The organism is Selenobaculum gibii (genome assembly GCF_030273445.1).
Taxonomy (GTDB): Bacteria; Bacillota; Negativicutes; order ICN-92133; family ICN-92133; genus Selenobaculum; species Selenobaculum gibii.
On the sequence record NZ_CP120678.1, the window covers coordinates 1,728,271 to 1,740,518 of the forward strand.

8 protein-coding genes are annotated in these 12,248 nt (G+C 33.9%); all 8 read right to left on the reverse strand.

Annotated features, from left to right (window positions below; translation table 11 throughout):
- Positions 1–101 precede the first annotated feature (101 nt).
- A complete protein-coding gene (locus P3F81_RS08245; RefSeq protein ID WP_147669777.1) occupies positions 102–1,445 on the reverse strand; it encodes an MFS transporter in 1,344 nt (447 codons plus the stop codon).
- A gap of 93 nt (positions 1,446–1,538) precedes the next feature.
- Entirely contained in the window at positions 1,539–2,690 is a 1,152-nt protein-coding gene (locus P3F81_RS08250) for a glycerophosphodiester phosphodiesterase (RefSeq protein WP_147669776.1), read from the reverse strand.
- A 480-nt stretch (positions 2,691–3,170) separates the two neighbouring features.
- On the reverse strand, positions 3,171–4,250 hold the full coding sequence (locus P3F81_RS08255; protein ID WP_309320293.1) for a glycerophosphodiester phosphodiesterase: 1,080 nt from the start codon (positions 4,248–4,250) through the stop codon (positions 3,171–3,173).
- A gap of 417 nt (positions 4,251–4,667) precedes the next feature.
- Positions 4,668–5,849 carry a glycerophosphodiester phosphodiesterase gene (locus P3F81_RS08260; protein WP_147669774.1) on the reverse strand — a complete coding sequence of 394 codons (1,182 nt, stop codon included), beginning with the start codon at positions 5,847–5,849 and terminating at the stop codon, positions 4,668–4,670.
- A gap of 259 nt (positions 5,850–6,108) precedes the next feature.
- Entirely contained in the window at positions 6,109–7,959 is a 1,851-nt protein-coding gene (asnB, locus tag P3F81_RS08265) for an asparagine synthase (glutamine-hydrolyzing) (protein WP_147669773.1), read from the reverse strand.
- 397 nt (positions 7,960–8,356) lie between these two features.
- Positions 8,357–10,927 (reverse strand): ATP-dependent chaperone ClpB, encoded by a 2,571-nt coding sequence (clpB, locus tag P3F81_RS08270; RefSeq protein ID WP_147669772.1) that lies wholly within the window; start codon positions 10,925–10,927, stop codon positions 8,357–8,359.
- Between the two features lie 219 nt (positions 10,928–11,146).
- Entirely contained in the window at positions 11,147–11,731 is a 585-nt protein-coding gene (locus tag P3F81_RS08275) for a YqaA family protein (protein ID WP_147669771.1), read from the reverse strand.
- 114 nt (positions 11,732–11,845) lie between these two features.
- The gene (locus tag P3F81_RS08280; protein WP_147669770.1) at positions 11,846–12,244 is read right to left on the reverse strand and encodes a response regulator; all 399 of its coding nucleotides are present in this window, start codon (positions 12,242–12,244) and stop codon (positions 11,846–11,848) included.
- Positions 12,245–12,248 lie beyond the last annotated feature (4 nt).

Here is a 12,248-nt window from a genome sequence, read left to right on the forward strand (position 1 = left end):
TTCTCTTAAATTTCTATATTCAATTTTATTTTGTAATAAAAAGAAAAACCGCAATTAATATAAATTGCGGTTTTTGCTATATTCAGAGCACTAACCCAAAATTAACCTTTTGGTTTTGCATTCCATACTAACAATGCTAGTATGCAAGATAGAACTGCCGCACCAACCCAGAATTCACCAGCTGCGGTAAAATCGTAAATTGTTTTACCATCAACAACTGTTTTATTTGCATTGATGAAGTAACCAGTCACGTTTTCTTGAAGAGCAGCACCCATATAACTGAATAAACCAATCATACCCATTGCAGCACCAGTAGCTTTACGAGGTGCAATATCAACAGCCATTAAACCACCAAGGAAGCATACTAAGATACCCATGGAGAAACCGTAACAAACCATGCTGATAAGATCAATTGTGTCAGATTGAGGAGCCCATAAGAAAGCAGCTGTAGAAGCAGCATAAAGAATACCAAAAATTAAAGCTGGAACATTACGTCTTGAATTAAACACTTTATCAGAAATAAATCCACCAAGAATTGTACCAACAACACCAGCCATTTGCATTGTAGATAACAAACCAGAAGCACCAAGCATTGAATACCCTTTTGCTTCAGTTAAATATACAATCCCCCAAGACTCAATTGCATAACGAGTGATATAGCAACAAGCACTAGATAAACCAAGAATCCAAACTGCTGGACTTTTTACAACCATCATTTGTAATTCACTAACAGTTTTATCTTTCACCTCACCAGCAACTTCTTCGCCTTTGAAATCTGCAACGTTAGGTAAACCATATGTTTCTGGTCTATCATATAAAAACATATATAAGAACACAGAAGCAACCATAACAATGATACCAGGAGCAAGGAAACCTGCTTGCCAACTGTATTTTGTAACTAATACAGCAGTAACCATATAAGTAACAGCAGCACCAATATTATGACTCATAAACCAAATACCATAGAAGGTACCACGTTCCTTATTAGAGAACCATTGGTTCAACGCAATAATAGAAGGACCAGCACCAAAAGATTGAAACCAACCATTTAAACCATATAAAATTAATAAGAACGTAAATGTACTAGTTAACCCCATTAAAGCTGTACATAGACCAGATAAGAAAAGACCTGTAGCCATGAATTTTTTAACATTCAATCGGTCACATAAGAAACTATTTGCAAATTTACCAATAGCATAAGTGATAAAGAATGCCGATCCCATCATACCTAATTGTTGTGCATCAATAACCCCTGAATTCAATAAAGGTTTTTTAACAACTGAAAAGTTTAAACGTGTTACATAGTAAAAGGCATAACCTAATGTAATTGAAATAAATACTGACCAACGGGCTTTGTTAAAAGTTTTAGCAATAACATTTGGGTCATTACTAATTAACGGTTTATCCTCACCCGTTTTAAAAAAGTTCATAAAAGCTTGAAACATTTTTACAAGCCTCCTTAATATTTGTTCAAATGTAGAGTGTCCGATTCAGGAAAATAAATTCAAGCATTTATTTTCCTGAATTATTCAGTTTAATTAGTAAGCAGCGTCCATTCCGCCAGCAAGTTTTGTAGTGTGAACACGATTATAGTTAGTACCTGTATGATATTTGCTCTTTAAGTTAACTACAGGATCTCTTAATTCAACACCTTTTTCTTCAAGAACAGTTCTTAATAACCAAGGCTTATCAGAAATCATGCCATCAACACCCATATGTAATAGCATTTCCATATCTTCTCTACTATTTACTGTCCAAGGAACAACTTTCATACCTAAAGAATGTGCTAAAGCAACATCATCTTGGGAAATTTCTGGATAGTAAGGTGAAACAACATCCGCACCGATTGCTTTTGCTGCTAAATATGGATTACCTTGATAATCATCAATATCCAAGCCACCTAACCATGGAGATTTACCTTCTTCATATGCACGTAAGCATACGGAATCACGACCCCATGAAGGCTGTTCACACCACAATGCTACAGTTGTAATATTTGGATTAATTTGTTTCATGATAGGAATAGTTCTCCAATCAAATGTTTGAAGAGTTACACGATCTTCCATATCATATTTTTTAACTAATCTGTTAAATTCAGTTACAAAAGCAACTGGATCAACATCTTTTGTAGCTGTATAAGCAGCGCCACCTTCTGGATCTATGCACAACTTAGTTTCAGCATTAACTACAACTTTGTCATCACCATACTCTTTAATCAGTTGGAATAATTCTTCCAAAGTAGGCATTTGTGCACCTGGCTGAGCAATTTGAGTTTTTCCATGGCCTTCATAATATTCACCTTTTGGATCCATTACACCAATGTCAAATTTTTTAATTTCATTCACAGTCATTTGGCTGATAACATATTTGCCATTTTCAATGTAATTTCCATTTTTATCTCTCGTGATATCATGATTTAAAACTGGATTATGGCTCATTACGATTTTGCCATCTTTAGTAAATTGCATGTCACATTCAATCGAAGTAGCACCCATTTCCATTGCATATGCATAAGAATATAATGTGTTTTCTGGACGAGCATCACGGCCACCACGATGTGGTTGGAAGTCGAATACATCAAAGTTTACTTTTGCATAAGCTTGTTGTTGGTCTACCAAGCTGCCACCAAATCCGATTACGGCTGTTGCAACACCTGCAAGCACCATACGTTTCATTAATTTACTGTTCATTTTACTCCATCTCCTTTTCTCTAAATGAAATGACCCTTTCACTTTTCAAGTATACTATTTTCCCCAATTAATAAAATCAGATAAAATCTGAAGTTGTTGTAGGATTTTTATATCGATTTAATCGTTTTATTCCCCCATTTTTTATCGATATTTTATTATATTTTTTACGATATAAACTACAATAATATTGATTTTCCACGCTTTCTTATAATAAGAAAATTTTCCAAATTTTAAACAATCCCTTTATATTTCTAGTTACTAGTCAATAAATCCAAGAAAAATAAGTGTTTAAAAATTTCTTTAGAAATATTTGCATTTGTATTAAAAACAAAGAATATCTATCTATTTTTTCACTTCATTCCATTTATAGTAAGATTTATTCTTACTATAAATGGAATGAAGCTTTTTGCTAATCTGATATAAATTTATAATAATATAAGGCAGCCAATAAAATTTTTTTATTGGCTGCCTTATATAACTTTAATTTATTCTTCTATTATCATTATTATATTGACTATTTAATGGCTTTTTACTTGGTTCAGGGACTGCTATCCCATTTTCAATACAAACTTCTCGAAGTAAAGCTGGATCATCACTAATGATTCCATCAACTCCCAAATCTATTAATCTTTCCATTTCCGCTCTATCATTTACTGTCCATGGCAAAATTTTCATTCCTAATGCATGTGCTTCTTCTACAGTTTTTTTGGTCACCTGCGCATAATTAGGTGAAATAATATCAGCGGCGATTGCATGTGCAGCTTTTACAAAGTTTCCATCAAAAGCCTTTGCATCTAATCCACCTAACCAAGGGGAAGGTGCTGCTTTATCCATCGCCAATAATTTCGGATTTTTAGAAATCAAAGCTGCAAGTGTGATATCACTATCATATTGCTTCATTTCTATCAGCGTTCTCCAATCAAAAGATTGTAATACAACTCGATCTTGCATTCCATACTGAGTGATAACATCATGCAATTTTCTCACAAAAATATCAGGAGGCGTGTTATTAGCATGTTCCTTTTCATTTTTATCAGGAAATGATTTCGTTTCAATATTAAAAGTTACCTTATCATTGCCATATGCTTTTACCAGCTCAAAAACTTCAGCTAAAGTTGGATATTTAGCATCTTTGAAAGAAATTTGTTTTGAAAAATTATCATGATATTTATGCTCAGGATTAATTCCACCAATATCATATTTTTTCAATTGCTCTATCGTTAATAGGCGAACATCTTTTTCCTCGTTTTCCTTTAGCCATTTACCATCTTTTTTCGTCAAATAATAATATGTGCTTGGGTTATGAGACACAAACACTACACCATCTTTTGAAATATATGTATCCATTTCTAAGGTAGTAACACCTAGTTCCAATGCATTCGCAAATGCATCTAATGTATTTTCTGGACGAAGTGCACGTCCACCACGATGTGCCTCTAAGTCAAAACCTTCAATCACACATTTTGCCTCCACGGCCTGTTCAGTATGAAATCCAACCAAAAGAGAAGTCGCTATTAATGCACTGCTAATAATTTTTGCTAATCTTTTTTCATTTTTCATAAAAATCCCCTTTAACATTTATCTTTAATATTAAAATTATACGCAAACCTTTCTCTTAATGAAAACTTCAATGATTTGTTTTTGCACTGATTAATTAATACATCCGTTTAAGATCCTTTTAAGAAGTTCTAACCCTTTTCTTAAAATCATATAAAAATTTTTATAAGAAAGCAGTCGGATTTTTTCTGATTTTCATAGGATTTTTTCCGGAACGTTCAGTCAATTTCATTATTTATCTATTTTACAAATTCACAAAAACTTTTCTCACAATTTTATATACAAAAAGAAGGTATACAAATATTAAAATAAAAATTGTATACCTTCTTTTTATTAAAAATTGTATTTAAATCAATGACCCTAACGTATATTGCTTTATAAAATCATTAATTATCTATAACATCCTCTAAAAATAAAATTTTATTCAGCTGCATCTGCTCCACCCGTTAATTTTTTTGTTTCAACTTCAATATGCTCTGTTCCAGTATGATATATACTACCTTCATTTATTACAGGCTGTCTCATCGCAATTCCCCGTTTCTCAAGTACATTACGTAAAATCCAAGGTTTATCGGTAATAATCCCATCAACGCCCATATTTATCATCATATTCATATCATTTACATCATTTACTGTCCAAGGAACTACCTTCATCCCTAATTCATGCGCCTGCTCAACATTCTGTTTTGAAAATTCCATAAAATATGGAGAAACTACATTTACCCCAATTGCATGAGCAGCTAAAATTGGATTACCTTTATAATCATCAATATCTAGTCCACCAAGCCAAGGAGATTTACCTTCTTCATAGGCTCTTAAGGATAATGCATCTGGGCCCCATGATGCTTGTTCTTGCCATAAGGCAACAAGCTTAATTTTCGGATTAATTTTCTTCATTTCAATTAAAGTTCTCCAATCAAAAGACTGTAGTAAAACTCTGTCTTCCATATTGTATTTTTTCACAACTTCATTAAAGACTTTTACAAAACGTATTGGATCAACATTATTTTCATATGCAGCACCTGAAAGCGGATCAGGATAAGACTTAGTTTCAGCATTTATAATTACTTTGTCATCACCGTATTCTTTAATTAACTCAAAAACTTCATCTAATGTAGGAATTTTTGCACCAGGCACGCTAACTTGCGTTCTGCCATGCCCTTCATAATATTCACCACTATTAGGGTCCATTGTACCCACATCAAACTTTTGTATTTCTGCTAATGTCATATTGCGAATATCATATTTTCCGTCTTCAACATATTTTCCATTTTCATCTTTAGTTAAATTATGATTGAGAATTGGATTATGACTCATTACAATACGATCATCTTTTGTTAACTGCATATCACATTCAATCGTTGTCGCCCCCATTTCCATTGCATAAGCATAAGCGTATAAGGTGTTTTCAGGCCTTGCATCACGACCACCTCGATGTGCCTCAAAATCAAATAATTCATTTCCAAAGTCAACTTTTTCTTCATGCGCTTCTTCTTGTTTATTCGCTCCACCAATACCAAATAAAGCTGCTCCAACACCGACAACTGCAACCAATACTACAGCAACCAACACATACTTTAACCAATTATTTTGCCCCAACATCGTCATCTCCTTTTCAACTAAATAAAATTCTGTCAATTATCATCTGTATCAATTAAATTTTGATAAAGCAAAAATTATTTATCCAATAATTAACTCGTCCTAAAATTTCTTTTTGTTATAAATAGACTCTAGGACCAGCTAAACTTCTGGATAAATGTAACTAAAACTTAAATGGAGTTATAACTCCATCTAAGTTTTAGTCTTACTTTTCGCAACAAATCACTTGCATACGTTTATTATTTTCACTTTAAATGGTTTATTATACAATTTTGATTTTATAAGCTTTTAACCATGTATCCAATTGAATCAAATAGGCAAATAATTGTGCACCACCCATTAATTGCCCAAACCAAGGAATATTACTTGCTGCTAAATCTTGTTTAGCAATTTCATTTAATTTTTTAACATCCATTAATTCAGTCAACGGAGAATTTGCATCATTTAAAATATCCAGCGCCCAATTTCTAACAATATTTAAATACTCCGGATGATGAGTTTTGGGATAAGGGCTTTTTTTACGCCATAAAACATCATCAGGTAAAATTCCTGCCAACGCTTGACGCAGCAATCCTTTTTCGCGATTTTTATAATTTTTCATTTCCCATGGAATATTCCAAACATATTCCACTAAACGATGATCGCAATATGGTACACGTACTTCTAATCCAAAAGCCATACTCATTCTATCTTTGCGATCGAGTAAAGTCGGCATCCACCTTGTTAAACTCAAATAAAAAATTTCTCTCATACGTGCAGCAACTTTATTTTCTCCTTTTAACCGCGGAACTTCGCTAATTGCATCATCGTAACGAGTTTTTACATATTCAACCAAATCCATTTGTGATTTTACATTGTCATTTAGCCAATCTAAACGCATTTCAGGTTTAGGTGACCATGGAAAAGCATGTGAATTTATCATTTCCTCACGATAGAACCATGGATATCCACCAAAAACCTCATCTGCACATTCGCCAGATAATGCAACTGTGGCTCCCTTTTTTATCTCACGTGAAAACAAATATAAAGAGGTATCAACATCAGCCATACCTGGGAAATCCCTGGCTAACGTTGCTTTTGGCAAACTCTTCGCTAATTCAATATTATCAATTAAAATTCTATGATGACATGTATCACATGCTTTCACCATTTTTTCTACCCATGGTGCATCAGAATTTGGTTGAAAACTGCTCGCTTTAAAATAAATATCGTTGTCGATGTAATCCACCGAGTACGTATTTAACTTGCCTTTACCAGCCCTTTGAAATTCCATTGCTGCTAATGCAGTTAATGCACTAGAATCCAGTCCCCCAGATAAAAAAGTACATACATCAACATCGGCAACAAGCTGTCTTTGTGCCGTATCGATAAGTAATTCACGTACTTTTTGAACAGTTGTCTCAAAATTATCTTCATGCGCATGACTCATTAATGCCCAATAGCGATAATTACGACTTCCAGTTGCCGTATAAACAAAAGCATGCCCTGGTTTTAATTCAAAAACATTTTTAAACACGCCATTTCCTGGTGTTCTTGCTGGACCAACCATCAGAATTTCTGCCAACCCTTCAATATTAACTTCCGGCTTTATCAATGGATTTGCAAGCAAAGTCTTAACTTCTGAGCCAAAAATAAATTGACAATCTCTAATTGCATAAAATAAAGGCTTAACCCCTATACGATCACGCGCTAAAAAAAGTCTTTCTTTCGCTGCATCCCAAATTCCAAAAGCGAAAATTCCATTCAACTTCTCTACGCATTTCGTACCAAATTCCATATACGCGGTTAATAATACCTCTGTATCACAATTTGTTTCAAAATGGTAACCATATCCCTCTAATTCTGCCCTCAATTCACTGGTGTTATATAACTCACCATTATAAGTAATCACAAAATCGTGTCCATTTCTTCGTTTAATCATTGGTTGTGCCCCATTTGCAGGATCAACAACACTAAGGCGCCGATGCCCAAAAGCAATATTTGGACAAACATAACGCCCACTATCATCCGGGCCACGCATCTTTAGCGTATCAATCATCGCAGTCAAAGTTTTTTGGTTTACCGGATCCTCCAAACGATTTTCCCAGTCAATCCACCCAGCTATACCACACATCTCATTCAGCTCCTCTACGCAAAAAACAATCTATAGATTGTTATCTTTTAACAAAAACTCTCTTTTTATTCAGCAATTATTGCAATAACAATTCCAAATTTCAGCTTTTGATAAATAAATATTACATTTAAAAAGTAAATATTCCATATTCTTATTTCTATTCTTTCTGACAAAAACAATATGCCAATTTTTTCAATATCAAATAAAGTAAAATTTGAGTCCTTCTCCATTTGGATCCAATTTCACTTAACCAAAGACTTAAGCACTTTTAATTATCAGTTATAGAATAGGACAGTTTAACTTTTGTTTATTCATCAGATAAAATAAAATATGCACTTAAGCGGCTTTTTGCCACCCAGTGCATACTTTCTTAGCATATAAAATTTATTTTATTAAATCATTTAAATTCTAAACTATCCCCAACTACTCGTATTGTTACGTTATCGCCTTCTGATATTTCATTTGCTATAATTTTTTTACTTAATGCAGTTTCAACTTCTCGGCTTAATAATCGTTTTAGTGGACGCGCACCATATGCTGCATCATAACCGTGATCAGCAAGGAACTCTAGAACCGATTCATCCCAACTCAAATGAATTTTCACTTGTTTTTCCAACCGTTTATTTAAGTTTTCTAATAAAATAGCAGCAATTGCTTTTACCTGTTCTAACGCAAGTGCTTTAAACACTATAATATCATCTAAACGATTTAAAAATTCTGGTCGGAAATATTCCTTTAAAATCTCCATTACTGATTTTTCAGCTTCAATAAAGTCTTTTTGCAAAATTTCAGATGAACCTAAATTTGAAGTCATAATAATTACCGTGTTCTTAAAATTAACTGTTCTACCTTTACTATCTGTTAAATGTCCATCGTCTAGAATTTGTAACAGTACATTAAACACATCATGATGTGCCTTCTCAATTTCATCTAGCAATACGACACTATATGGATGACGTCGTACAGCTTCTGTTAATTGTCCGCCTTCATCATATCCAACGTACCCTGGAGGTGCTCCTATTAAACGCGCTACAGAATGTTTTTCCATGTATTCACTCATATCTAATCGAATCATATTGCGCTCATCATCGAAGAGAATTTCTGCAAGTGTTTTGGCAAGTTCTGTCTTCCCAACACCTGTAGGGCCAAGGAAAATAAATGAACCAATTGGACGATTCGGGTCTTTAATTCCTGCTCTCGCACGAATAATCGCTTCACTTACTACACGCACCGCTTCATCCTGTCCCACGACGCGTTTATGCAAAATATCTTGTAAATGCAAAAGCTTTTCGCGTTCACCAGTTAACATTTTCGTTACTGGAATCCCCGTCCAACGACTGACAACACGTGCGATATCTTCTTCTCCAACTTCTTCTTTAAGTAATTGATTGCTTTTTTCTTTTTCGGCTAAAGTTTCTTCTTCTTCCTTTAGCTGTTTTTCTAACGCTAATAATTTGCCATATTTTAATTCTGATAGACGATTTAAATCATACGCACGTTCAGCAGCTTCCATTTCACTTTTTACTGCATCGATTTCCTTTTTGATTCCACGCACACGTAAAATCGCTTGTTTTTCACTTTCCCACTTTGCTTTTAACTCATCAGCTTGCGCTTGCAAATCTTTTTTCGTATCCGCAATTGTCGCTAACTTTTCTTTTGATGCTTCATCCGTTTCTTTCTTTAGCGCTTGTTCTTCTATTTCAAGTTGCATAATTTTGCGCAAAACTTCATCTAATTGACTTGGCATAGATTCGATTTCAGTTCTCAATTTTGCCGCTGCTTCATCTACTAAATCTATCGCTTTATCTGGTAAAAAACGATCAGATATATAACGATCAGATAAAACTGCTGCTGATACTAAAGCTGTGTCACGAATCCTTACCCCGTGGTGTACTTCATAACGTTCTTTTAAACCACGCAATATAGAAATTGTATCTTCAACTGACGGCTGCCCAACCATTACTGGCTGAAATCTTCTTTCAAGAGCCGTATCCTTTTCAATATATTTTCTGTATTCATTAAGCGTAGTTGCACCAATACAACGTAATTCTCCACGCGCCATCATAGGTTTTAAAATATTTCCTGCATCCATTGCACCTTCTGCCGCACCTGCACCAACAACCGTATGCACTTCATCAATAAATAATAAAATTTTTCCTTCTGATTTTGCAATCTCTGTTAATACACTTTTTAAACGTTCTTCAAATTCCCCACGAAATTTAGCTCCTGCTACCATAGACCCAAGATCTAGAGAATACAGCGTTTTATTTTTTAAAGATTCCGGCACATCACCTGCAACGATTCTTCGCGCTAGTCCTTCAACAATCGCTGTTTTACCAACGCCGGGTTCCCCAATCAGAACCGGATTATTTTTTGTTCTTCTTGACAAAATTTCAATCGTACGACGAATTTCATCATCACGCCCAATTACTGGGTCAAGTTTCCCTTTTCTTGCTTGTTCTGTTAAATCACGCCCATATTTCTCAAGAGCTTTATATCCTTCCTCTGGGTTATCACTTGTTACATTATCCTTGCGATGCGTTTTTATTGCTGATTGAATTTTATTTTTTACTAAACCAAATTCTCTACACACGGCTACAACATCACTATCTCCATCTTCAACAACCGCTAATAATAAATGTTCTGTACTGATATAATCATCTTTCATTTCTGTTGCTAACTTTTCTGCTAAAGCCATTACACGATACATCGATGTACTCATCCGTATACCACTATCTTGACCACGTACAGACGGAATTCTTTGAATTAACTGTTCCATACGCGCTTTTAACAACTCTACATTTACATTACATTCATTAAAAATTGTGGACAGAAGACCTTCGCTTTCCTTTGCTAATGCAAGCAAAAGATGACTTGTTGTAATTTCTTGATTATAATGTAATGCTGCAGTTTGTTGTGCATCTTGTAAAACCGCCATTACTCTTTGCGTATATTTTTCTTGTGCCATAACTATAGCCTCCTTAAGATTTTATCTGCTTATTTATTGTTTACCAACGTTTACAAAAATATCATTAATTTTCTTTGATTATTATTATATCTCTAAAAGTCAAAAAGTCAAATATTTTTTTGACCTTTTGACTATATGACATAAAAAAAATGCTACAACTATGTAGCATTTTTTTATAAAAAACCCTTATTTTCAATCAGTCTTTGGCAAAAATTCTTATCATTCTGGCTGCACCTTTGCTTTCTTATAACGTTTATAGAGGTAAATCGCACCGCCTAAAGCTAGGACAAGAAGCAATGAATATATCGCAACTTCTTTTGCATTATTTTGAAAATAACGAACTGCGGGTTCGCCAAAATAATAAATAATAACAGCTTCTAAAAAAAATCTTTTTGCTCGTCCAAAAATTGATGCAACAATAAAAACAGGCCACTTTACATTAAAAGCCCCTGCGGATATGCTTACACATTTATAAGGAATCGGCGACATAGCTGCTAAAAAAATTGTCCATGACACGTTATCACTTTCTGAAAACTCCTGAATTTTATATGCGTATTTAGCTGGCATAACTTTATGTACCACAGGCATACCCCATTTATTTCCAATCCAATACCCAATAAAACCGCCTAAAACAGATACAATTGTCGCTACTGTTCCATAATAAATTGCCATGTTAGGATTTGCTAATGCCATAGGCAATAAAATTACATCTGGTAAAATCGGCGAACAAAAAGATTCAGTAAAAGTTACAACAATTAAACCTAGCATTCCCCATTCAAGCAACAAATCAATTAAACTTTCCATATATACTCCTCTGTAAAATAATCTTTTTATTCATTTATAACTCATGTCTTTTAAAAATAAATGAAGACACACATATTGTAAGTTTAACGATTATTTTGAGGAATTTCAAGTATTTTATACATGAATCAGCTCTAATTTTTGCAATACTTCTTTTAATTTCTCTGCATCTAAAGGCTTGGTAGCATATGCTTCGCAGCCAATTTCAAAAGCTTTATTCACATATTCTTTATCAGATAAAGCTGTTGTCATAATAACTTTTGCTTTTTTTTCACTCGGAATATTTTGCTGTTTCTCTAAGGCTCGAATTGTTTTCAAAACTCTTACTCCATCTACCTTTGGCATCATAATATCAAGACAAATTAAATCATATGGATTTTTTTCTTTTAATGCTAATAAAAAAGCATCTAACGCTTCCATTCCATCCACTGTAATATCACACTCGCCGTATTTTCCAAGCATTTTTGAAATCACCTTACGACTAATCAAATCATCTTCTGCTAATAGTATTTTCATTTTC

Coding starts and splice junctions, on each gene's coding strand:
- P3F81_RS08245 (WP_147669777.1), bottom strand. CDS start 1,445: ATGTTTCAAGCTTTTATGAACTTTTTTAAAACGGGTGAGGATAAACCG.
- P3F81_RS08250 (WP_147669776.1), bottom strand. CDS start 2,690: ATGAACAGTAAATTAATGAAACGTATGGTGCTTGCAGGTGTTGCAACA.
- P3F81_RS08255 (WP_309320293.1), bottom strand. CDS start 4,250: ATGAAAAATGAAAAAAGATTAGCAAAAATTATTAGCAGTGCATTAATA.
- P3F81_RS08260 (WP_147669774.1), bottom strand. CDS start 5,849: ATGTTGGGGCAAAATAATTGGTTAAAGTATGTGTTGGTTGCTGTAGTA.
- asnB (WP_147669773.1), bottom strand. CDS start 7,959: ATGTGTGGTATAGCTGGGTGGATTGACTGGGAAAATCGTTTGGAGGAT.
- clpB (WP_147669772.1), bottom strand. CDS start 10,927: ATGGCACAAGAAAAATATACGCAAAGAGTAATGGCGGTTTTACAAGAT.
- P3F81_RS08275 (WP_147669771.1), bottom strand. CDS start 11,731: ATGGAAAGTTTAATTGATTTGTTGCTTGAATGGGGAATGCTAGGTTTA.
- P3F81_RS08280 (WP_147669770.1), bottom strand. CDS start 12,244: ATGAAAATACTATTAGCAGAAGATGATTTGATTAGTCGTAAGGTGATT.